The organism is Herbaspirillum sp. NPDC101396 (assembly GCF_044767365.1).
Taxonomy (GTDB): Bacteria; Pseudomonadota; Gammaproteobacteria; order Burkholderiales; family Burkholderiaceae_D; genus Herbaspirillum.
Map to the genome: position 1 here is coordinate 240,309 of NZ_JBIWNT010000005.1, position 21,355 is coordinate 261,663.

A 21,355-nucleotide genomic window follows, 5' to 3' on the forward strand; every position below is an offset into this window, starting at 1 on the left:
AGCCTATATATTCCTGTCCGGATCACCCTCGTCAATTGGGTGAAATCCCGCACCGCCAGCAGGTTTGCGTCAAACGGCGTAAAATTCTGCACTGCAACATGGCATTGAGGCCCGTTGCATCCTCTCTTTATCCCTATCATGTCCGAAGAAGCACTCCGCCCAGTTCCTGTCGCCGCCGCCGAAGGCGCGTCTGCCGTCACGCCCGCACAGCCCCATTCCCAAACCGCCGTCATGGTCCAGATCCTGTCGACGGTGTTGTTCACCTTCCTGGCCTACATGACCATCGGCATCCCGCTCGCGGTGCTGCCCGGCTATGTCCACCTCGACCTTGGTTACAGTTCGTTCATCGCAGGCCTGTCGATCAGCGTGCAATACCTCTCTACCTTGATCACGCGCGCCCAGGCCGGCCGCATGGTCGACACCATCGGCCCCAAGAAAACCGTCATGCGCGGCATGCTGGCCTGCGTTGCCAGCGGCGCTTTCCTGGTGCTGGCGGCATGGTCCGCCGAACTGCCGTGGCTGAGCCTGTCCATGATCCTGGTCAGCCGCTTCTGCCTCGGCATCGGCGAAAGCCTGGCCGGCACCGGTTCGATCATCTGGGGCATCGGCCGCATCGGCGCCACGCACACCGCACGCATGATTTCGTGGAACGGCATCGCTACTTACGGCGCACTGGCCATCGGCGCGCCGCTGGGCGTGGCGCTGCTGCACGTGGGCGGCTTCGCGGCGATCGGCTTCCTGGCGCTGGCGCTGCCGTTGATCGGTTACGTGATTGCGCGCCGCCGTCCGGCCGTGCCGGTGGTGCGCGGAGAACGCCTGGCCTTCCGCCTGGTGCTCAACCGCGTGCTGCCTTACGGCATCGGCCTGGCCTTGGGCACCGTCGGCTTCGGCGCCATCGCCACCTTCATCACGCTGTATTACGCCAGCCATCAATGGTCCAACGCGGCCTTCTCGCTGACGCTGTTCGGCGTCTGCTTCATCGGCTCGCGCCTGCTGTTCGCCAATGCCATCAACCGCTTCGGTGGTTTCAAGGTGGCGATCGCTTCCTTCATCGTTGAGGCGTTCGGCCTGACCATCCTGTGGCTGGCCGGTTCGGCGGAAGTCGCCATGCTCGGCGCGGCGCTGGCCGGCTTCGGCTTTGCGCTGGTGTTCCCGTCGCTGGGGGTGGAAGCGGTCGGCCTGGTGCCAGCGCCCAATCGCGGCGCGGCCCTGGGCGCGTATTCGGTGTTCCTCGACCTGGCGCTGGGCATCACCGGGCCGCTGGCCGGATTGATCGTGGGACAGTTCGGTTACGAGGAAGTGTTCCTGTTCGCCGCCATCGGCGCGCTGTGTGCGGTGGCATTGACCTTGTCTCTGTATCGCCGCGCACAACTTGCAAAAAAGCCAATCTGACGGGAACGGCTAACACCTTGTGATGATGGCGATCATCCTCAAGTGTTATTCATGGGCTTGCGGTTTTGACATAAAATCGCAGCGTTGCATTCCATCACACCAAGGAGCGAAACAATGGCAAAGAAAAACGTCGCAGCAATCAACATCGGCATCAACGACAAGGATCGCAAGAAGATTGCGGACGGCCTCAGCAAACTGCTGGCCGATTCCTACACGCTCTACCTGAAGACCCACAATTTCCACTGGAACGTCACCGGCCCGATGTTCAACACCCTGCACCTGATGTTCGAAGGCCAGTACACCGAACTGGCGCTGGCAGTCGACCTGATCGCCGAACGCATCCGCGCACTGGGCTATCCGGCGCCCGGTTCGTACAAGGAATTCGCCAAGCTGTCGTCGATCCCTGAAGCCGAAGGCGTACCCACCGCCGACGAAATGATTCGCCAGTTGGTGGCCGGCCAGGAAGCCGTCACCCGCACCGCGCGCTCGATGTTCCCGGCCGTCGATGCAGCCGCCGACGAACCGACCGCTGACCTGCTGACCCAGCGCATGCAGTTGCATGAAAAGAATGCATGGATGCTGCGCAGCCTGCTGGAAAGCTGATCACTGGCTTTACCGCGCGAAAAAATGCCGCTGACATCATGACGATGCAGCGGCATTTTTCATTTCCGATACGACGCGTTCAAAACAGATCGGCAAACCGGCGCGCTGCCGCTTGCGGATCATCGGTCATGTAGACGCTGCTGATCGCCGCCACCATGTCGGTGCCCTGCGCAATCAGCGGCAGGCAATTCTCCTGCGTCATACCGCCGATGACGACCACCGGCAAGGGGATCTCCTTCTTCGACTCGGCGACGATTTCCGGCGCTGTCTTGAAGTCATATTTTTTTACGCGCGACGGATAGAAGCCGCCGAACGCCACATAGGTCGCGCCGGCTGCGTACGCATCGCGCGCCAGTTGCAGGGTACCGTAGCATGAGGCGCCGACGATCTTGTCCTTGCCAACCTGGACGCGCACGTCCGCTACCGATGCATCGGTGCCGCCGACGTGAATGCCGTCGGCGTCGAGTTCAAGGCACAGGTCAACGTAGTCGTTGATGATGAACGGCGTGTTGTGGCGGCGGCAGACTTGCAGCAACGCACTCGCCTGTTCCTTGCGCAGGATCGCGTCAGCGGTCTTGTGGCGGTATTGCACCAGCGTCGCGCCGCCTTTGATTGCCTGGTCGGTCACACCGACCAGCTTGTCGGTGTCATCCCAGTCCGGGGTCACGATATACAGGCCGCGCAAGGACCATTGTTTGGCTTCACTCATTTGTTTTCTCCAGCAAAGGGGCGTTCATACAGCGGTACGCGATTGGGAATGCGTTGTCCGTCCGCGATCGCGTAGGAAGTTTCCAGCGCGTGCTGGCAATACTGCTGCGCCGTATCGATGGCGTCGCGCATGCCGAGACCTTGCGCCAGTTGCGCCGACAAGGCCGCCGCCAGCGTGCAACCGCTGCCGTGGAATTCGTCCGGCAAACGCGGCCAGCTCCACGACGCAAAAGCACCTTCAGGGCCGAACCAGCGATTGACCACATCCTGATGCTGCGGACCGTGACCGCCCTTGAGCAACACGTTTTCGCAACCGCGCTGCATCAGGATGGCGGCCTGCTGTTCCGGCGCATGCTCGCTGCCGCACAGGCGGTTGGCTTCATTGAGATTGGGCGTGATGACGGTGGCGACCGCATATAAAGATTCAATCGCCCGCGCCGCATCGTCGGTCGACAACTGATCACCCTTGCCGTTGGCCAGCACCGGATCGAACACCACCGGCAAATCCGGCTGACGTGCGCGCAATTGCAAAATCAGGCCCGCAATCGCCTCGGCATTGCGGCGGTTGCCGGCAATGCCGAGCTTGACGGCGCGGATGTCGAAGCGATCGATCAGCACCTGCGCCTGATGGCGAATCAACGCGGCATCGAGCGGGTGCACCGCAAACACGCTGACGTTGTCCTGTACCGTCAACGCGGTCGGCACCGACAGCGGATGGCAGCCGAGCGCGCTGATCGCGGGAATATCCGCCTGCATGCCGGCGCCGCCGCTGGGGTCGGAACCGGAAAACACCAGCACGCACGGCGGCGACGAGCGATACGAAGACATGACCTGGCTCAGACGACCCGGCCCGCCATCGGCGACGATGGCGACGCCGCAAAGCGCTTCGGCACACGACCGGCGAGGAAGGCTTCACGACCGGCTTCCACCGCCAACTTCATCGCCCGCGCCATGCGGATCGGATCGCGCGCACCGGCAATCGCGGTATTCATCAGCACGCCGTCGCAGCCAAGCTCCATCGCAATCGCGGCATCCGAAGCCGTACCGACGCCGGCATCGACCAGCACTGGAATCTTCGATTGTTCGATGATCAGCGACAGATTCCAGGGATTCAGGATGCCCATGCCGGAACCGATCAGCGACGCCAGCGGCATCACCGCCACCACGCCGATGTCTTCCAGCATGCGCGCCTGGATGGGATCGTCGCTGCAATAGACCATCACGTCGAAGCCATCCTTGACCAGCGTTGCGGCGGCCTTCAGGGTCTCCGGCATGTTCGGGAACAGGGTCTTCTCGTCGCCCAGCACTTCCAGCTTGACCAGCTTGTGGCCGTTCAACAATTCGCGCGCCAGTTGCAGCGTGTAGACCGCATCTTCGGCGTTGTAGCAACCGGCCGTATTCGGCAGGATGGTGTAGCGCGAAGGCGGCACCACGTCGAGCAGACTCGGCGCATTCGGATCCTGGCCGATGTTCACGCGACGAATCGCCACGGTGATGATGTCGGCGCCGCTGGCCTCGGTGGCTTCGCGGGTTTCGTTGAGATCCTTGTACTTGCCGCTGCCGACCAGCAGGCGAGAGTTATAGGTTTTTCCTGCAATCGTCAGTCCCGCGTCCGCAGTCAGCGCAGGAGCGTCGTTCATGTTCATGTCAATTCCTTTCAGGTTTCAGCCGCCGCCGATGGCGCGGACCACGTCGACGCGGTCCGCATCGGCCAGCACGCGTCCGGCCCAGAGCTGCGACGGCACCACTTGCCGGTTCACGGCGACCGCCACGGCCTTGCCGGTCAACTCCAATGCAGCAATCAGCTGCGCCAAGTCGGCGCCATCGGCGAGGGCGTGCGGCTTGCCATTCAATTCAATCTGCATCGCATTCACCGCAACGCTCAGGTCTTGGAATAAATCTCGGCGCCCATCTTCACGAACTCCACCGACTTCACTTCCATGCCCTGCTTCAAGGCAGCGATCTCCGAGATGCCTTCCTTGGCGGCGTAATCGCGCACTTCCTGCGTGATCTTCATCGAGCAGAAATGCGGACCGCACATCGAGCAGAAATGCGCTACCTTGGCCGAATCCTTGGGCAGGGTTTCGTCATGGAATTCGCGCGCCTTGTCCGGGTCGAGACCGATGTTGAACTGGTCCTCCCAGCGGAATTCGAAACGCGCCTTCGACAGCGCGTTGTCGCGGATCTGCGCGCCCGGATGGCCCTTGGCCAGATCGGCGGCGTGCGCAGCGATCTTGTAAGTGATGATGCCGTCCTTGACGTCGACCTTGTTCGGCAAACCCAGATGTTCTTTCGGCGTGACGTAGCACAGCATCGCGGTGCCGTACCAGCCGATCTGCGCGGCGCCGATACCGGAGGTGATGTGGTCGTAGCCCGGCGCGATGTCGGTCGTCAAGGGCCCCAGCGTGTAGAACGGCGCTTCGTGGCACTGCTCCAGTTGCAGGTCCATGTTTTCCTTGATCAGGTGCATCGGCACGTGGCCGGGACCTTCGATCATGACCTGCACGTCGTGCTTCCACGCGATCTTGGTCAGCTCGCCCAAGGTCTTCAGTTCGCCCAGTTGCGCTTCATCGTTGGCGTCGTAAATCGAGCCCGGACGCAAGCCGTCGCCGAGGCTGAAGCTGACGTCGTAGGCCTTCATGATGTCGCAGATGTCTTCGAAGTGCTCGTACAAGAAGGATTCCTTGTGATGCGCCAGGCACCACTTGGCCATGATCGAGCCGCCGCGCGAGACGATGCCCGTCATGCGCTTGGCGGTCAGCGGCACGTATTGCAGGCGCACGCCGGCGTGGATGGTGAAGTAGTCGACGCCTTGCTCGGCCTGCTCGATGAGCGTATCGCGGAAGATTTCCCAGGTCAGGTCTTCGGCCTTGCCGTTGACCTTTTCCAGCGCCTGATAAATCGGCACTGTACCGATCGGCACCGGCGAATTGCGGATGATCCATTCACGCGTTTCGTGGATGTTCTTGCCGGTCGACAGATCCATGACGTTGTCGCCGCCCCAGCGGATGGCCCAGGTCATCTTTTCGACTTCTTCGCCGATGGACGAGGTCACGGCCGAATTACCGATGTTGGCGTTGATCTTCACCAGGAAGTTGCGGCCGATGATCATCGGTTCGACTTCCGGGTGGTTGATGTTGGCGGGAATGATGGCGCGGCCGCGGGCGACTTCGTCGCGCACGAATTCCGGCGTGATCATGGCGGGGATAGAAGCACCGAAAGATTGTCCCGGATGCTGGCGGCCCATCAGGTCGGCCAGCTTGTTGCCCATCGGGCCGGAGGCTTTCAGCTCTTCCAGGTATTCCTGGCGGCGCAGGTTTTCGCGGATGGCGATGTATTCCATCTCCGGCGTGATGATGCCCTTGCGCGCGTAGTGCATTTGCGAGACGTTGCCGCCTTCTTTGGCGCGGCGCGGCTTGCGATGCAGATTGAAGCGCAGCTCGGCCAGTGCCGGATCGTTCAGGCGCTGCTGGCCGTATTCGGAAGTCGGGCCATCCAGTTCGTCGGTGTCGTTGCGCTCCAGGATCCACGGCAGGCGTGGCGTCTCCAGACCATTGCGGATGTCGATTTTGGCGTCCGGATCGGTGTACGGACCGGAGGTGTCGTACACGTAGATCGGCGGATTCTTTTCCGAGCCGAACATCGCCGGCGTGTCGGACTGGCTGATCTGGCGCATCGGCACGCGGATATCGGGGCGCGAACCGGTGACATAGATCTTGCGGGAATTCGGTAAAGGCTGGACGGCTGCTTCGTCTACCGTGGCGGTAGCGGAGAGGAATTTCGGATTGGCGTTCATTTTGGCTCCTTTGCTTGAAATTACTTGGCTTGGAGCCAGCAAAGGAGGATTCGGAAAGGAACCTGTTGCGTGCTGAAGAGGCAATGCAATACGGTAGTTCCGGCGCTTCCCTTCGCTGGCATTACCCAGATCAGGTTCAAGGGTATTTCTCACCCGTCAATGTCCGGTCCTTACAACCTACTGCGCGTGCCGATCCTGAGTCTGCGATGCTCACCGTACTAAAGTACGGCTGCGCTTCTTAACTCAGGCTAGACCCGCTCGCTACGGTTGTAAGGCCCGTCGCAAAGACAGGACCCCTAGCATTACTACGTTCAGTTTCAAACGTCGTGGGCCGGATTCTACTCCAATAATTTTGGCGCGGCATCACTAATTTCCACTACTTGCCATGCGCGCAAGGACATGTATCCGATGCTGCTTGATATTGCCAAACAACAATTTCCCCAGTTTTCAAAACCACAATTTCGGGCTGAAAGCCTGTTTGGGCGGCGACTCCTTTATAATGGACGGTTTCGCAAAAACACACGTCAAATCATGGAATTAGCCAAGTCGTTCGAGCCTGCCGATATCGAAAAATTCTGGCGCGAGGAGTGGGAAAAGCGCGGATATTTCGCCGCCACCACCGCGCCTGAAAAGCCGTCGTTCAGCATCCAGCTGCCGCCGCCGAATGTGACCGGCACGCTGCACATGGGCCACGCCTTCAATCAGACCATCATGGACGGCCTGACCCGCTACCATCGCATGCGTGGTTTCAACACCGCCTGGATTCCCGGCACCGACCACGCCGGCATCGCCACGCAGATCGTGGTGGAGCGCCAGCTCGATGCGCAAAAGATTTCGCGCCATGACCTCGGCCGCGAGAAGTTCGTCGAGAAGGTGTGGGAGTGGAAGGAAAAATCCGGCTCCACCATCACCGGCCAGATGCGCCGCATGGGCGCCTCGACCGACTGGGACCGCGAATACTTCACGATGGATCCGAAGATGTCGAACGCCGTCACGGAAGTCTTCGTGCGCCTGTTCGAGCAAGGCCTGATCTATCGCGGCAAGCGTCTGGTGAACTGGGATCCGGTGCTGGGCACGGCGGTCTCTGACCTCGAAGTGGTGTCGGAAGAAGAAGACGGCTCGATGTGGCATATCCGCTATCCACTGGTGGATGGCAGCGGTCACATCACGGTGGCGACGACACGTCCGGAAACACTGCTGGGCGACGTCGCCGTGGCCGTCGATCCGACCGATGAGCGTTATGCGCACCTGGTCGGCAAGATGCTCAAGCTGCCGCTGACTGATCGCGAAATCCCGATCATCAAGGACGAATATGTCGACAAGGAATTCGGCACCGGCTGCGTAAAGATCACGCCTGCGCACGACTTCAACGATTATCAGGTCGGCGCACGCCACGACCTGGAAAAAATCAGCATCCTGACGCTGGACGCCAAAATCAATGAAAACGGCCCGGCCAAGTATCAAGGCCTGGATCGCTTCGAAGCGCGCAAGCAGATGGTTGCCGACCTCGATGCGCAAGGCCTGCTGGAACTGGTCAAGCCGCACAAGCTGATGGTGCCGCGCGGCGACCGCACCGGCGTCGTGATCGAGCCGATGCTGACCGACCAATGGTTCGTCGCCATGAGCAAGCCGGCCCCGGAAGGTACTTACTTCCCGGGCAAGTCGATTGCAGAAGTGGCGCTGGAAAAAGTCGCCAACGGCGAGATCAAGCTGATTCCTGAAAACTGGAGCAACACCTACAACCAGTGGCTCAACAACATCCAGGATTGGTGTATCTCGCGCCAACTGTGGTGGGGCCATCAGATCCCGGCGTGGTACGACGAAGACGGCAAGGTCTACGTGGCGCGCACCGAAGCGGAAGCCCAGGCGCAAGCCGGCGGCAAGACCGTGACCCGCGACAACGACGTGCTCGACACCTGGTTCTCGTCGGCGCTGGTGCCGTTCTCGACGCTGGGCTGGCCGGAAATCACACCGGACTACAAACTGTTCCTGCCGTCGTCGGTGCTGGTGACCGGCTTCGACATCATCTTCTTCTGGGTGGCGCGCATGGTCATGATGACCACGCACTTCACCGGCCAGGTGCCGTTCAATACCGTCTATGTGCACGGCCTGGTGCGCGACGCCAGCGGCCAGAAGATGTCCAAGTCCAAGGGCAACACGCTCGACCCGATCGACCTGATCGACGGCATCGGCGTGGATGAGCTGGTCGCCAAGCGCACCGTCGGCCTGATGAATCCGAAGCAGGCCGCCAGCATCGAGAAGGCCACACGCAAGGAATTCGCCGACGGCATCCCGGCCTTCGGCACCGATGCACTGCGCTTCACCTTCGCCTCGCTGGCGACGCTGGGCCGCAACATCAACTTCGACCTCGGCCGCTGCGAGGGCTATCGCAACTTCTGCAACAAGCTGTGGAACGCCACCCGTTTCGTGCTGATGAACACGGAAGGCCATGACTGCGGCTTCGACGGCCACGTCAAGGGTGAATGCGACAAGGAAAAGCTGCAGTTCTCGCAAGCCGACCGCTGGATCGTATCGCTGATGCAGCGCACCGAGGCCGAAGTTGAAAAGGGTTTCGCCGACTACCGCTTCGACAACATCGCTTCCGCCATCTACAAGTTCGTGTGGGACGAGTACTGCGACTGGTATCTGGAAATGGCCAAGTCGCAAATCCAGAACGGCAACGAAGCGCAGCAACGCGCCACCCGCCGTACTCTGCTGCGCGTGCTGGAAGGCGTGCTGCGCCTGGCGCATCCGGTGCTGCCTTTCATCACCGAAGCGCTGTGGCAAAGCGTGGCGCCGCTGACCGACAAGAAGCTCGACCCGGCCGGCGACTCCATCATGCGTCAACCGTATCCGCAAGCCGATCTGGAAAAGATCGACGTGGATGCGGAAGCCTGGATGACGCAGCTGAAGACGCTGACCGATGCCTGCCGCAACCTGCGCGGCGAGATGCAATTGTCGCCGGCGTTGCGCGTGCCGCTGATCATTGAGACCGAGAATGCGGAAGCGGTGAACTCCTTCCTGCCTTACCTGCAATCGCTGGTGAAGCTGAGCGAGACGCAAGTCGTGACGCAATTGCCTGAGTCGCCGGCGCCGGTGGCCATCGTCGGCGACCTGAAGCTGATGCTGAAGGTGGAAATCGACATCGCGGCGGAACGCGAACGCATGACCAAGGAGATCACCCGCATCAGCGGCGAGATCGTCAAGGCCAATGCCAAGCTGTCCAACGAGAGCTTCGTCGCGCGCGCGCCGGAAGCGGTCGTGGCGCAAGAGAAAGAGCGCCTCGCCAACTTCAGCACCACGCTGGCAAAACTGGAAGAGCAACTGGGGAAGTTGAAATAAGTTGAAGTAAGTTGAAATAAGCTGCCCGGTCAGCTTCCGATGAGCCGCCGTCCTGCAAAGGGCGGCGGCTTTTTTATTGCCTTGTCGCTAACTTTTTTAATCCTTGCCGGACGCCGCCGGCTTGTCTACACTAGCCGGATAAAATTAGAACAATCGTGCTTTTATTTAAACCACCAGTTTCACCAATGGACGGAGACATCATGAAAACTCGCATCATCCTGAGCAGCGCCCTGTTGGCCCTGAGCGCACTAAGCACCGCAAACGCCTGGGCCGCCGACGGCTCGCCTGTCGGTCTGTGGAAAAACATCGACGACGCCACCGGCCAACCCAAGGCGCTGATCCGCATCACCGAGAGCGACGGCGAACTCAAGGGCAAGATCGAGAAGCTGTTCCGCCCGGCAGAGGAAGATCAGAATCCCAAGTGCGTGAAATGTGAAGGCGCGCTGAAAGATCAGCCCATCATCGGCATGACCATCCTCTCCGGCCTGAAGAAAGACGGCGATGAATACAACGGCGGACAGATCCTCGATCCGGCCAACGGCAAGCTGTACAAGAGCAAGCTGACCGTGGTCGAGGACGGCAAGAAGCTCAACGTGCGCGGCTATATCGGCATGCCGATGCTGGGCCGGACACAGACCTGGGTGCGCGAGGAGTAAGCACACTTTCCGCTATGCATCGCAGGCGTCCCTGCATGCGATGCATTCTTCCTTGTCCTTCCTCTCCCCCCCCGTTTGCTGAGCGCTTTCTTCCTGGAATGCGTCACGCAGTTTTTCCGTTCGGAAATAGACAGCTTGCGCAACACCTGTGTTATTTCGTGTTGCCCATTGCCTGCGAAATTGTTAGCCTGAGGATAACAAAACGAGATGGCCGGAATCGTCCCGGCCGAGCTTGTGCATTGCATTCGGCATCGGTCATCCATCGCTTGTCAGAAGGGTCTCTCGGGGGAGGGCAATACAATGCATTCGTCGCCGCGCTTCAGCGTTCTGTGCTTGTCCGTCGCAGTGCTTTTCCTCTCCTGCAGCGTTCCCGCGCGCGCTCAGGATCCTGCCCGCGAAGTGTTGATCGGCTTTGTCGCACCGATGGACGACCTCGATGCTTCCAGCGGCGCGGGAGCCGCGCAGATGGCGATTGACGAGGCCAATGCCGCATCGGTGCGCATCGGCGGCAATCCCGTTATTTTCAAATTACTGCTGCAAAACGACAAGGCCGATCCGCGCACCGCTGAGCAGGTCGCGCGCTATCTGATCAAGACCAACGTCGTCGCCGTCGTCGGTCACTGGACCAGCACCACCAGCATCGCCGTCGCACCGATCTACGCCGAAGCCGGCATTGCGCAACTGGCGCCGATTGCGTGGAGCAGGCGCTTTACGCTTGCCCCGGGCAGCAGCCATTTCCAGGGCGTGGGCAGCGACGACATGGCGATGGCCTATGTGATCGGCTATTTATCGGAGCATGTCCATCCGAAAAGAGTCATGGTGATTGACGACAAGGCCCCGCTGGGCGTGTCGATGGCTGACTCGTTCGAGAAATACGCCAAGGCCGCGGGCATTGAAACCTCGCGCCATTCCGTCAGCACGCAGACCTCGGACTTCAATCCTCAGTTGCAGATCGCCAAGACCAGTCGCCCGGACCTGATCCTGTTCACCGGCCGCAGCGCGCAAAGCACGGCGATTGCGCGCAACCTCAAGCGCATGGGCGTGTCGTCCAGCCTGATGATGACCGGCCCCGTGGTGTCGACGGATTTCCTGGCGCAGATCAATTACAGCGATGAAGATCTCTATGCCATCGTTCCCGGCCCGTCGACGGACGGCAGCAAGATACAGGCCTTCAGGAAACGCTACATGGCGCACTTCACACGCGAACCGGCGCCGTTCGCCATGTTTGCCTACGACTCCGTCCACACGCTGATCGCCGCTATCAAAAAGGCCGACAGCCTCGATCGCCAGAACATCATCGCCGCCTTGTACGCGGTCAACTACACAGGACTCAGCGGTGCGATGTCCTTCCGTCCCGACGGCACGCTCAAGAATCCCACCTACACATTGCACCAGACGGAGAAAGGTCGCTGGACGGTACGCAGACAATTCAAGTCTCCGGGCTGAAGCGAAACCGCCATGCACAGAGAAGCATCACATTTGCACTGGAGAACGTATGTCGATTTCCTGTCGCTTCGCAGTTCCATTTTTCTTGCTGTGCTCAGCGCTGGCGTCATCGGCATCGTGGGCGCACTCAGCCGCTCCCACGACCGAGATCGTCACGATCGGTTTCGCAGCGCCTCTGGCGGAAGTTTCCGCGCGCCAGGGCCGCAACGCCGCGCTGCTGGCCATCGAAGAAATCAACAAGGGCAATCCTACCGTCAACGGCCGCGCGATCGTCTTCGAGTTGCTTGAGCAGGACGATAAAGCTGATCCGCGCATCAGCGAATTCATCGCGCGCTCGTTCGCCAACAGCAAGGCCATCGGCGTCATCGGCCATTGGAACAGCGCGACGACGGTAGCGGCCGCCCCCATCTATCACACTGCAGGGCTGGCGCAAATTTCACCATTCTCGTGGAGCCGCAGCTTCACGCAGAAATCCTACAAGACGGCGTTCCAGACCATCGGCAGCGACGACGTCGGACTCGCGCTTGCGGCCGATTACCTGATCGGGGAACAGAAACTGAAACGCGTGCTGGTGCTCGACGACGGCGGATTCCTCGGCATCAGCATGGCGGATTATTTCTCCAATCATGTGAAGGCCGCCGATGGTGAAGTCATTCAGCGCATGTCCATCAGCGGCAATACGTCGGATTTCAATCAGCCGCTGCAAAGGGCGCGGGAGGCCAAGGCCGAGTTGATTTTCTTCAGTGGCCGCGTGATGCAGAGCGATGTCTTGGCGCGCAGTCTGCAACGTTTTCGCCTGCCGGCAAAATTGCTGCTGACGGGCAGCGTGGTGTCGCCGGCTTTCCTGAAAAACGCCGGCGACATTGACAGCACCATTCTCGCCATCGTACCCAGCACGCCGTTGGACAAGCGTCCCGGCATGGCGGCGTTGCAGAAGAAATACGCCGAACGCTTCGGCGGCGAGATGATCCCGTTCGCGGTGTACTCCTACGACAGCGTGCAATTGCTGGCAGCTGCGACGAAGAAGGCCAATTCTCTGGATCGTGCCAAGATCATCGATGCGCTGCACGAGATCAAATATAGCGGCGTCAGCGCCAACATCGCCTTCGATGCCAACGGCGCGCTGCTCAAGCCGGGTTACACGCTTTACAGTTATGAGCGCAAGGGATGGACGCCGCTGCGGGTCTTCAATGGCAAGTAGAACGACGCGTCAGCGCGTGGGCTTGCGCTGGGCGACGAAGCGATCAAGCTGGCCTGCAAAGGCGCGGCCGTCAGCCTGGCTGAACGCCGCCGGACCACCGGTCTCGACACCGCTGCCGCGCAGTTCTTCCATGAAATTGCGCATCGTCAGATGCTGCTGGATATTGTCGACGGTGTACATCTCGCCGCGTGGATTGAGCACGGCGACGCCGTTGGCGACGACTTCGGCAGCGAGTGGAATATCGGCCGTGATGACGAGGTCGCCGGCTTGTGCGAGCTTGACGATTTCCTTGTCGGCGACGTCAAATCCGGCCGGAACCACGATCGATTTGATGAAGCGTGAAGGCGGCGTGCGCAGGTACCGGTTGGCCACCAGCGTCACCGAGATCTGAGTGCGATCGGCAACGCGGAACAGCATGTCCTTGATCACGCCCGGACAGGCGTCGGCGTCAACCCAGATATGCATGACTCACCTGCGGCACCTGTTTGCTGCCGAAAAGGAAATCAGACAAACGACACCGTCAGTCCCGGCAATGCGACGCCGGAAAACGCGGTGATCCAGGTCTGCCCGGCTTCCACCGGATAGGCGTCGGTCCAGGTGCCGGTGGTGATGATTTCTCCGGCCTGCAAGGGCGCGAATTGCGGCTGGGTCTTGAGCAACTGATGCAGATGCCACAGCGCATGCAAAGGGCTGTCGGCTTCGTCGTTGAAGAAGCCGGCCGCGCGCAGCCGGCCGGTGCTGTCGGTGCTGCTCGACAGCGAGACGCTGGCGCTGGCCAGTATCTGCGGCAGGTTGTGGCGCGTGGCCGACGACAGCACGTGCGGCTCGCCGATGATGAGCGTGCCGTGCAGGCCGAAGGCGGCGATCGAATCGGCCACCGTGAATTCCCAGTTGGCGAACGGACAGGCGACGATCTCGAAACCGTGCGCCATCCATTCGATGCATTCGGCCAGTTCGTCGATGGTCGCGTCCGGCGATGGCGCCTGCCCGAGCTTGAAAACGATCTCCGGCTCGATGCGCGGCTGCAACGCCCCCTTCAGGCATTGCTTGCCATGGTTGTCCTCGGCGTAGCGCACCGTCGAGTCGTAGATGTGCGCCCAGATCGGAATGCGCGCGTCGTCGGTGACACCGTATTTGTCCCAGGTCTTGTGCACGGTGAAGCCGATCTTGCGGCCGATTGGTTGCTCGCCTTGCGCCACACGGATGTCGATGATGCGGCGCGCAATGTCGTAGGCATCGTCAACGGAGAGAGGCTGGGAAGAGGACAGGAGCGGCAACAGGCGTGTGTTTGCACGGGCATCGAGGAGTTGATGCGCGTACCTGCTGGCTTGGCTCGACATAAGCATGAGAGGCTCGCCCACAAAGATAGTGATTAGCTATCCATTGTCGGTGACGATTAATTTTTGCACAAGTGAAAATAAAGAAATCACAAGAAGTTCGCATGAATTTCTTGGCAAATTTCTAATGAATTGACGAGATGACGAGACACTTTTCCGGCGCGGCAATCGTCCGGCCAAATGGTCAGGCCAATGTCAGTTTGCGCGGAAGTTGACGCAGTTCAACAGCTGTTGCAGATGAGCACGCGTGCGTACGAGAAACGTGAGAAGGAGTGTACCGGCAGCAATGCCGATACAATTTTTGAGCAGGGATTCAACCGGCCCAAAGGTCGCCGTTGGGGCCTGTGCGCGGCGCCGTCACGCCGAAGTGGGTGTACGCCGCCGGCGTCGCCACGCGGCCGCGCGGCGTGCGTTGCAGATAACCTTGCTGGATCAGGTAAGGCTCCAGCACGTCTTCGATGGTGTCACGCTCTTCACCGATTGCCGCAGCGAGATTGTCGAGTCCGACCGGACCGCCGTTGAATTTGAACAGCACGGCTTCGAGCAGCTTGCGGTCCATCACGTCAAAGCCGACCGGATCGACGTCGAGCATTACCAGCGCGGCGTCAGCCATGGCTTGCGTGATCCGGCCGTTGCCCTTCACTTCCGCATAGTCGCGCACGCGACGCAGCAGGCGGTTGGCGATGCGCGGGGTGCCGCGGCTGCGCTTGGCGATTTCCAGCGCGCCTTCTTCGACGATCGGTGCATTCAGCAGGCCGGCGCTGCGCGTGACGATGCGGGCCAGCTCCGGCGGCGTGTAGAACTCCAGGCGCGCAACGATGCCGAAGCGGTCGCGCAGCGGATTGGTCAGCATGCCGGCGCGCGTGGTGGCGCCGACCAGCGTGAACGGCTGCAGGTCCAGACGCACCGAACGCGCCGCCGGGCCTTCGCCGATCATGATGTCGATCTGGTAGTCCTCGAGCGCGGGATAGAGGATTTCCTCCACCACTGGCGACAAGCGATGGATCTCGTCGATGAACAGCACGTCGTTGGCTTCGAGATTGGTCAGCAGCGCGGCCAGGTCGCCGGCGCGCTCCAGCACGGGGCCGGAAGTCTGGCGCAGGTTGACGCCCATTTCGCGCGCGATGATGTGCGCCATGGTGGTCTTGCCAAGGCCCGGCGGGCCGAACAGCAAGGTGTGATCGAGCGCTTCGCCGCGCTGGCGCGCCGCCGAGATGAAGATCTCGAGCTGGCCGCGCACTTTTTCCTGGCCGACGTATTCGTCGAGCTGCTTGGGCCGCAGCGCGCGTTCGATGGCCTCCTCGTTGGCCGAGGCAGGCGTGGCGGCGATGATGCGTTGTTCGGAAAAGTCGTCGGTCTGGATGCTCATGATTTACCGTTCAGGCTTTGGACAGTGCTTTCAGTGCGTGCTTGATGCCGTCCGAGACGCTGGCATCGGCCGGCACCTGCTTCAGCGCCAGAGTCGCTTCCTTGTCGGAATAACCGAGCGCCAGCAAGGCGTTGAGGATATCCGAAGTCGCGTCGTGATGCACCGCGCCGCCGACCACGCCGAGATCGGCGCCGAGCTTGCCCTTGAGTTCAAGCAACAGGCGTTCCGCGGTCTTCTTGCCGATGCCGGGGACCTTGGTGAGACGACCGGCTTCCTGCAGCGTCACCGCCTGCGCCAGATCGCTGACCGACATGCCGGACAGGATCGACAACGCGGTGCGCGCGCCGACACCGGAAATCTTGATCAGCTCCTTGAAGGTATTGCGCTCTTCGGCGCTGCCGAAGCCGAACAGCACGTGGGCGTCTTCGCGGATCGCCAGGTGCGTCAGCAGCACCACTTTTTCGCCGAGGCCGGGCAGATTGTAGAAGGTGCTCATCGGCACGCCGACTTCATATCCGACGCCGTTGCAGTCGACCAGCAATTGCGGAGGATTTTTTTCGAGCAGGATTCCGGAGAGGCGACCGATCATGATGGGCAGGTATCGAAAGTGAGTCGAAAAATGGATTATCGGAATGATACAGTACTGTTCGGATAAACAGTATATGAATCCGCCGAGCCGGCCCCCTGCACTTGCCTTGAAGCACCTTGCCGGGCTATCGTCTGGCCTCACGCATCAACAACCACGCAAGGATCCCATGGCAGGCAGCAGCTTTTTCGCATTGATCGACGACATCGCCGGCATTCTCGACGACGTCTCCGCCATGACCAAGGTCGCCGCCAAGAAAACCGCAGGCGTGCTTGGCGATGATCTGGCGCTCAATGCGCAGCAGGTGTCCGGCGTCAACGCCGACCGCGAACTGCCGGTGGTGTGGGCGGTAGCGGTGGGCTCGCTGAAGAACAAGGCGATCCTGGTGCCGGCCGCGCTGGCGATCAGCGCCTTCGCGCCCTGGGCGGTAACGCCGCTGCTGATGCTGGGCGGCGCCTTCCTGTGCTTTGAAGGCTTCGAGAAGCTGGCGCACAAGTATCTGCCGCACGAAGAAGAACATCTTGACGAGACTGCCGCTCCTGAAGCCGCCGAAAGCGAACAGGACAAGATCAAGGGCGCCATCCGCACCGACTTCATCCTGTCGGCGGAAATCATCGCCATCACGCTGGGCACGGTGGCCGGCGCGCCTTTGCAGCAACAGATCACGGTGCTGGTCGGCATCGCGCTGATCATGACGGTGGGTGTCTATGGCGTGGTCGCGGGCATCGTCAAGCTTGACGACGGCGGTCTGTACCTGCTGCGCACCGGTGGAAAATTCGCGCAGCGCATCGGTCGCGCCATTCTGGTGGCGGCGCCCTACATGATGAAGAGCCTGACCGTGATCGGCACGGTGGCGATGTTCATGGTGGGCGGCGGGATCCTGACGCACGGCATCGCGCCCGTGCATCACTGGATCGCCGATGTCAGCGCCCCGCTGGCGACGGTGCCGGTGGTCGGCGGCTTGTTGTCGGTGCTGGCGCCGTCGGCGCTGGATGCCGTGTTCGGGGTGATTGCCGGCGGCGTGGTGCTGCTGGCGGTGACGGCGGTGCAACGCGTGCTGAAAATCGTCAAAAAGAAGTAGCGCCTAACCGACCAGACGACCGCCGCGCATGCGCAGGCCCTTCTTGGCCAGCCCCGGCGCCAGTCCGCCCAGCGCGCTGAGTATGTCGCCGCTGTGCGCATGGCAGATCGCCACGCCGAGCGCGTCAGCCGCGTCGGTGCCCGGCAAACCCGGCAGCGCCAGCAAGCGCTGCACCATATCCTGCACCTGCTGCTTCTGCGCCTTGCCGTGACCGGCGACGGCTTGCTTGACCTGCAGCGCGGTGTATTCCGCCACCTGCAGATCGGCCTGCACCAGCGCGCAAATCGCCGCGCCGCGGGCCTGGCCGAGCAGCAGCGTGGATTGCGGGTTGACGTTGACGAAGACTTTTTCGATCGCCGCGCAGTCGGGCGTGTACGTCTGGATCACCTCGCCGATGCTGGCCAGGATGACCTTGAGACGTTGCGGCAAATCGCCGTCCGGCGTCTTGATGGTGCCGGAGGCGATATAGGCAAGCTTGCTGCCCTGCTTGTGGATCACGCCAAAGCCGGTGGTGCGCAAGCCGGGATCAATGCCAAGAATTTTCATGCAGACACAATGTGAGTTAATCGTTTCGGATGGAGCTCCGGACCTGGCGGCAATCAAGGCGCCTTGACCACCTTTACTATTTTCCAATCCCCGCCCTGCGCTTCATATACGGTAAACACAGGATCGCGCAGATTTCCTTCCCGGTCGAAGGATATAAGGCCGGTCAGTCCCCTGAATTTCTCCGCATGCAGCGTGTCGATCAATTTGCCCGGATCGGCCGAATTGCCCTGCCGGATCGCTTCCCCCAACATCAGCACCGCATCATAGGCGCGCAAGCTGCTGACGTCGATATACGATGAAGAAAACCGCGCGATGTAGTTCTTTTCAAAATTCTTCCATCCCGGCAGTTTATCTCGTTGCTGGTCGGATTCCAGCGTAAAAATATTGCCGGCGCCGTTGACCTGATTCAGGAAGTTCTGGTTGTTCATGCCGTTCATCGCATTCAGGAAACGCGTCTTCACGCCCAGACGCTTGGCGCTGGCGATCATGTTGGCCGCCTGCAGATGCGTGCCGCCCCAGAATATCGCATCCGCCCTGCTCTCCTTGACATCGGCCAGCGCCTGGTTGAAATCAGAGGTTTTGTCGCTGACCGAATAGCGGCCAAGCAAGAGACCGCCTGCTTGCCGGAAACCCTCGCTGAACTGATCCGCCATCGCCATGCCTGACGGCGTCTTGTCGTCGATCACGGCCATGCGATCAACCTTCAGGTCGCCATACACATAATGCCCGAAAAGAATGCCGCCCTGTTCGCTGTGGCCGAACATGCGGAAGGTGTTGTCATAGCCGAGCTGCGTGAATTTGTGGTTGGTGGCGCCGACCGAGATGTGCGGAATGCGCGCGGCCCGGACTTGTTCGGCGGTGGCGATGCATACCGTCGAACTGTGGCAGATGAGCGCAGCGGGATTTTTCTTTAGCAGATAGTCCGTCGCCAGTTTGCTGGCGTTGGCATCGAAACGATCGTCTTGCGGAATCAGCTCAAAGACGACCCTGGCGTTGTTGACCTTGACGGCTTTCTTGTTCAGTTCATCGATCGCCAGTTTCGCACCGTTGGTCATGCTGACGCCGCGCGCCTGGTTGGAGCCACTGAGGGGCGCCAGGAAACCGATGACCACCTTGGTCTCCTGAGCGAAGCCTGAGTCAGGGAACACACTTAATCCCGACAGCGCCAGCAGCAAGAACAAGCGGGGACACGGGCTGAAAAACAGACGAAGCAGACGGTTCATCGGCAGCCTCCAACGAGAGAAAGTGATCGCTCATTATCCATCGAAGAATTGCCTTAATGACAATACCAGACTGCTCCCTACGCAAAAAACAACAAGCCCGGCACTAGGCCGGGCTTGGATGCGGTGTTACAGCGTCAAAAAAGGATCATCTGCGGATCAGTGGCGGAAGTGACGCGTACCAGTGAGCAGCATCACGACATCGCGTTCATTCGCTGCATCGATCACTTCCTGATCGCGCATCGAGCCGCCCGGATGGATCACGCTGGTCGCGCCGGCGTCAACCACCACGTCCAGACCATCGCGGAACGGGAAGAAAGCATCCGACGCCACTGCTGAGCCGGCCAGCGTCAGGCCGGCGTTCTGCGCCTTGATCGACGCGATACGGGCGGAATCGATACGGCTCATCTGGCCGGCGCCGACGCCAAGGGTCATGCCATTGCCGCAGAAGACGATGGCGTTGGACTTGACGAACTTGGCGACGCGCCAGGCGAACATCAGGTCTTGCAGTTGTTGCGGTGTCGGTTGCTTCTTGCTGACGACCTTGACGTCGGCCAGCAGCACATTCTTGGCATCCGGCGATTGCACCAGCAGACCGCCGCCGACGCGTTTGAAGTCATACGCGTTGAGACCATTACCCAACGGGATTTCCAGCAAGCGGACGTTTTGCTTGGCGGCGAAAATCTTCTTTGCTTCGGCGCTGAAGGACGGCGCGATCAGCACTTCGACGAATTGCTTGGCGACCGCTTCGGCGGCGGCGCCGTCGAGTTCGCGGTTGAAGGCGATGATGCCGCCGAAGGCCGAGGTCGGATCAGTCTGCAAGGCCTTGCTGTAAGCCTCCAGCGGATTGCCGCCGACCGCCACGCCGCACGGGTTGGCGTGCTTGATGATGACGCAGGCGGTAGTGTCGGCGGCGTCGAAGGTCTTGACGCACTCCCACGCCGCATCGGCGTCGGCGATGTTGTTGAACGACAGTTCCTTGCCTTGCAGCTGGGTGTAGCTGGCCAGCGCGCCGTCGATCTTCCTGACGTCGCGGTAGAACGCCGCCGATTGGTGCGGGTTTTCGCCGTAGCGCATATCCTGCACTTTTTCGAAGTGCAGGTTCAGGATTTCCGGATAGGCGCTGCGCGTGGCGTGCTGCTTGTCTTCGCCCAGCGAGGTGAAATAGTTGGTGATGGCGCCGTCGTATTGCGCGGTGTGGGCGAATACTTTCTTGGCCAGCGCAAAGCGCTTTTCGTACGGCAGATCGCCGCTTGCCTGCAGATCAGCCAGCACGCCGGCGTAGTCGGTCGGATCGCAGATCACAACGACATCCTTGTGGTTCTTGGCCGACGAACGCAGCATCGCCGGACCGCCGATGTCGATGTTTTCGATCGCGTCTTCCAGCGAGCACTCTTCCTTGGCGATGGTCTGCTGGAACGGATACAGGTTCACCACCACCATGTCGATCGTCGGGATGCCGTGCTTGTCCAGCGCAGCCACATGCTCAGGAAAATCGCGGCGCGCCAGGATGCCGCCATGCACTTTCGGATGCAGCGTCTTGACGCGGCCGTCCAGCATTTCCGGGAAACCGGTGTAGTCGGCGACTTCGGTCACCTTGACGCCGTTGTCGGCCAGCAGCTTGGCGGTGCCGCCGGTGGACAGGATGTTGACGCCCAGGGCGGACAGTGCGCGCGCAAAGTCGAGCACGCCGGCTTTGTCGGAAACGGAGATGAGTGCTTGTTTGATCATGATGGCATGAAGGAGGAGAAGAACTGCGTGGATGAAGGAATTCGGTGACGTGTGGATGTAGCCGGCGATACGCTTTCAGGCGTACCGCCGCGTGCAAGTGTTACAGCAAGCCGTGCTGCTGCAATTTCTTGCGCAGGGTATTGCGATTGATGCCGAGAATTTCTGCGGCTTGTGACTGATTGCCGTCGGCGCGCGCCATCACTGCTTCGAAGATCGGTTTCTCGACCGTCAAAACAACCATGTCATAGACATTCGATGGCAACTGCTCGCCCAGGTCCTTGAAATACTTGTCAAGGCTCTTCCTGACGACATCCTCGATACTTTCTTTACTCATTACGTGC

General features: G+C 60.7%; 20 protein-coding genes and 1 riboswitch. Of the genes, 7 read left to right on the forward strand and 13 right to left on the reverse strand.

Translation table 11 applies throughout. The features are described from left to right. Nucleotides 1-138 precede the first annotated feature (138 nt). Together ACIROY_RS18480 and ACIROY_RS18485 are read left to right on the forward strand one after the other, a co-directional pair. Nucleotides 139-1,392, forward strand: a complete 1,254-nt coding sequence (locus ACIROY_RS18480; RefSeq protein WP_402343118.1) for an MFS transporter — start codon at nt 139-141, stop codon at nt 1,390-1,392. 114 nt (nt 1,393-1,506) lie between these two features. Continuing rightward, entirely contained in the window at nt 1,507-1,995 is a 489-nt protein-coding gene (locus ACIROY_RS18485; RefSeq protein ID WP_402275457.1) for a Dps family protein, read from the forward strand. Between the two features lie 79 nt (nt 1,996-2,074). Here the strand turns inward: ACIROY_RS18485 and thiE are convergent, their stop codons facing one another. The 5 genes from thiE to thiC are packed head-to-tail and all read right to left on the reverse strand — an operon-like array spanning nt 2,075 to nt 6,499. Continuing rightward, nucleotides 2,075-2,704, reverse strand: a complete 630-nt coding sequence (gene thiE, locus ACIROY_RS18490) for a thiamine phosphate synthase (protein WP_402343121.1) — start codon at nt 2,702-2,704, stop codon at nt 2,075-2,077. Continuing rightward, nucleotides 2,701-3,531, reverse strand: a complete 831-nt coding sequence (locus tag ACIROY_RS18495) for a hydroxymethylpyrimidine/phosphomethylpyrimidine kinase (RefSeq protein WP_402343124.1) — start codon at nt 3,529-3,531, stop codon at nt 2,701-2,703. The genes thiE and ACIROY_RS18495 overlap by 4 nt, the downstream gene beginning before the upstream one ends. An 8-nt stretch (nt 3,532-3,539) precedes the next feature. Then, nucleotides 3,540-4,349: a thiazole synthase gene (locus ACIROY_RS18500; RefSeq protein WP_402343127.1), complete on the reverse strand. Its 810-nt coding sequence runs from the start codon at nt 4,347-4,349 to the stop codon at nt 3,540-3,542. Nucleotides 4,350-4,367: 18 nt separating this feature from the next. Next, nucleotides 4,368-4,568, reverse strand: coding sequence for a sulfur carrier protein ThiS (gene thiS, locus ACIROY_RS18505; RefSeq protein ID WP_402343130.1), 201 nt, complete (start codon nt 4,566-4,568; stop codon nt 4,368-4,370). 17 nt (nt 4,569-4,585) lie between these two features. Then, the gene (gene thiC, locus ACIROY_RS18510) at nt 4,586-6,499 is read right to left on the reverse strand and encodes a phosphomethylpyrimidine synthase ThiC (protein ID WP_402275466.1); all 1,914 of its coding nucleotides are present in this window, start codon (nt 6,497-6,499) and stop codon (nt 4,586-4,588) included. Between the two features lie 90 nt (nt 6,500-6,589). Then, nucleotides 6,590-6,807: riboswitch (TPP riboswitch) on the reverse strand. Between the two features lie 223 nt (nt 6,808-7,030). On the opposite strand from thiC, the gene ACIROY_RS18515 reads away from it, so the two are divergent. From ACIROY_RS18515 to ACIROY_RS18530, 4 genes are all read left to right on the forward strand, one after another. Continuing rightward, nucleotides 7,031-9,841 carry a valine--tRNA ligase gene (locus ACIROY_RS18515; protein WP_402343133.1) on the forward strand — a complete coding sequence of 937 codons (2,811 nt, stop codon included), beginning with the start codon at nt 7,031-7,033 and terminating at the stop codon, nt 9,839-9,841. A 200-nt stretch (nt 9,842-10,041) separates the two neighbouring features. Then, entirely contained in the window at nt 10,042-10,497 is a 456-nt protein-coding gene (locus tag ACIROY_RS18520) for a DUF2147 domain-containing protein (RefSeq protein ID WP_402343136.1), read from the forward strand. A gap of 399 nt (nt 10,498-10,896) precedes the next feature. Then, nucleotides 10,897-11,943 (forward strand): branched-chain amino acid ABC transporter substrate-binding protein, encoded by a 1,047-nt coding sequence (locus tag ACIROY_RS18525; RefSeq protein ID WP_402343139.1) that lies wholly within the window; start codon nt 10,897-10,899, stop codon nt 11,941-11,943. A 49-nt stretch (nt 11,944-11,992) separates the two neighbouring features. Then, a complete protein-coding gene (locus tag ACIROY_RS18530; RefSeq protein WP_402343142.1) occupies nt 11,993-13,144 on the forward strand; it encodes a branched-chain amino acid ABC transporter substrate-binding protein in 1,152 nt (383 codons plus the stop codon). Nucleotides 13,145-13,153: 9 nt separating this feature from the next. Here the strand turns inward: ACIROY_RS18530 and ACIROY_RS18535 are convergent, their stop codons facing one another. From ACIROY_RS18535 to ruvA, 4 genes are all read right to left on the reverse strand, one after another. Then, complete coding sequence (locus ACIROY_RS18535; protein ID WP_402343145.1) at nt 13,154-13,609, reverse strand: YaiI/YqxD family protein; 456 nt, start codon at nt 13,607-13,609, stop codon at nt 13,154-13,156. Nucleotides 13,610-13,647: 38 nt separating this feature from the next. Then, the gene (locus ACIROY_RS18540; protein WP_402275480.1) at nt 13,648-14,490 is read right to left on the reverse strand and encodes a 2-keto-4-pentenoate hydratase; all 843 of its coding nucleotides are present in this window, start codon (nt 14,488-14,490) and stop codon (nt 13,648-13,650) included. 304 nt (nt 14,491-14,794) lie between these two features. After that, nucleotides 14,795-15,850 carry a Holliday junction branch migration DNA helicase RuvB gene (ruvB, locus tag ACIROY_RS18545; protein WP_402275482.1) on the reverse strand — a complete coding sequence of 352 codons (1,056 nt, stop codon included), beginning with the start codon at nt 15,848-15,850 and terminating at the stop codon, nt 14,795-14,797. Nucleotides 15,851-15,860: 10 nt separating this feature from the next. Next, a complete protein-coding gene (gene ruvA, locus ACIROY_RS18550) occupies nt 15,861-16,439 on the reverse strand; it encodes a Holliday junction branch migration protein RuvA (protein WP_053194902.1) in 579 nt (192 codons plus the stop codon). Between the two features lie 166 nt (nt 16,440-16,605). Here ruvA and ACIROY_RS18555 point away from each other — a divergent pair, with 166 nt between their 5' ends. Continuing rightward, entirely contained in the window at nt 16,606-17,517 is a 912-nt protein-coding gene (locus ACIROY_RS18555) for a DUF808 domain-containing protein (protein ID WP_402343148.1), read from the forward strand. Between the two features lie 3 nt (nt 17,518-17,520). Here ACIROY_RS18555 and ruvC read toward each other — a convergent pair whose 3' ends face one another. From ruvC to ACIROY_RS18575, 4 genes are all read right to left on the reverse strand, one after another. Continuing rightward, nucleotides 17,521-18,063, reverse strand: a complete 543-nt coding sequence (ruvC, locus tag ACIROY_RS18560; RefSeq protein ID WP_402343151.1) for a crossover junction endodeoxyribonuclease RuvC — start codon at nt 18,061-18,063, stop codon at nt 17,521-17,523. 53 nt (nt 18,064-18,116) lie between these two features. Then, a complete protein-coding gene (locus ACIROY_RS18565) occupies nt 18,117-19,286 on the reverse strand; it encodes a branched-chain amino acid ABC transporter substrate-binding protein (protein WP_402275489.1) in 1,170 nt (389 codons plus the stop codon). Between the two features lie 156 nt (nt 19,287-19,442). Beyond that, the gene (gene purH / locus ACIROY_RS18570) at nt 19,443-21,014 is read right to left on the reverse strand and encodes a bifunctional phosphoribosylaminoimidazolecarboxamide formyltransferase/IMP cyclohydrolase (RefSeq protein ID WP_402343154.1); all 1,572 of its coding nucleotides are present in this window, start codon (nt 21,012-21,014) and stop codon (nt 19,443-19,445) included. A gap of 100 nt (nt 21,015-21,114) precedes the next feature. Then, entirely contained in the window at nt 21,115-21,348 is a 234-nt protein-coding gene (locus tag ACIROY_RS18575; RefSeq protein ID WP_007883354.1) for a Fis family transcriptional regulator, read from the reverse strand. Nucleotides 21,349-21,355: the final 7 nt, after the last annotated feature.

Bases quoted from the DNA above. Each gene is read 5' to 3' on its own strand.
- ACIROY_RS18480 (WP_402343118.1), top strand. From the start codon at position 139: ATGTCCGAAGAAGCACTCCGCCCAGTTCCTGTCGCCGCCGCCGAAGGC.
- purH (WP_402343154.1), bottom strand. From the start codon at position 21,014: ATGATCAAACAAGCACTCATCTCCGTTTCCGACAAAGCCGGCGTGCTC.
- thiS (WP_402343130.1), bottom strand. From the start codon at position 4,568: ATGCAGATTGAATTGAATGGCAAGCCGCACGCCCTCGCCGATGGCGCC.
- ACIROY_RS18565 (WP_402275489.1), bottom strand. From the start codon at position 19,286: ATGAACCGTCTGCTTCGTCTGTTTTTCAGCCCGTGTCCCCGCTTGTTC.
- ACIROY_RS18495 (WP_402343124.1), bottom strand. From the start codon at position 3,531: ATGTCTTCGTATCGCTCGTCGCCGCCGTGCGTGCTGGTGTTTTCCGGT.
- ACIROY_RS18575 (WP_007883354.1), bottom strand. From the start codon at position 21,348: ATGAGTAAAGAAAGTATCGAGGATGTCGTCAGGAAGAGCCTTGACAAG.
- thiE (WP_402343121.1), bottom strand. From the start codon at position 2,704: ATGAGTGAAGCCAAACAATGGTCCTTGCGCGGCCTGTATATCGTGACC.
- ACIROY_RS18530 (WP_402343142.1), top strand. From the start codon at position 11,993: ATGTCGATTTCCTGTCGCTTCGCAGTTCCATTTTTCTTGCTGTGCTCA.
- thiC (WP_402275466.1), bottom strand. From the start codon at position 6,499: ATGAACGCCAATCCGAAATTCCTCTCCGCTACCGCCACGGTAGACGAA.
- ACIROY_RS18520 (WP_402343136.1), top strand. From the start codon at position 10,042: ATGAAAACTCGCATCATCCTGAGCAGCGCCCTGTTGGCCCTGAGCGCA.
- ACIROY_RS18500 (WP_402343127.1), bottom strand. From the start codon at position 4,349: ATGAACATGAACGACGCTCCTGCGCTGACTGCGGACGCGGGACTGACG.
- ruvB (WP_402275482.1), bottom strand. From the start codon at position 15,850: ATGAGCATCCAGACCGACGACTTTTCCGAACAACGCATCATCGCCGCC.
- ACIROY_RS18515 (WP_402343133.1), top strand. From the start codon at position 7,031: ATGGAATTAGCCAAGTCGTTCGAGCCTGCCGATATCGAAAAATTCTGG.
- ruvA (WP_053194902.1), bottom strand. From the start codon at position 16,439: ATGATCGGTCGCCTCTCCGGAATCCTGCTCGAAAAAAATCCTCCGCAA.
- ACIROY_RS18535 (WP_402343145.1), bottom strand. From the start codon at position 13,609: ATGCATATCTGGGTTGACGCCGACGCCTGTCCGGGCGTGATCAAGGAC.
- ACIROY_RS18555 (WP_402343148.1), top strand. From the start codon at position 16,606: ATGGCAGGCAGCAGCTTTTTCGCATTGATCGACGACATCGCCGGCATT.
- ACIROY_RS18485 (WP_402275457.1), top strand. From the start codon at position 1,507: ATGGCAAAGAAAAACGTCGCAGCAATCAACATCGGCATCAACGACAAG.
- ruvC (WP_402343151.1), bottom strand. From the start codon at position 18,063: ATGAAAATTCTTGGCATTGATCCCGGCTTGCGCACCACCGGCTTTGGC.
- ACIROY_RS18540 (WP_402275480.1), bottom strand. From the start codon at position 14,490: ATGCTTATGTCGAGCCAAGCCAGCAGGTACGCGCATCAACTCCTCGAT.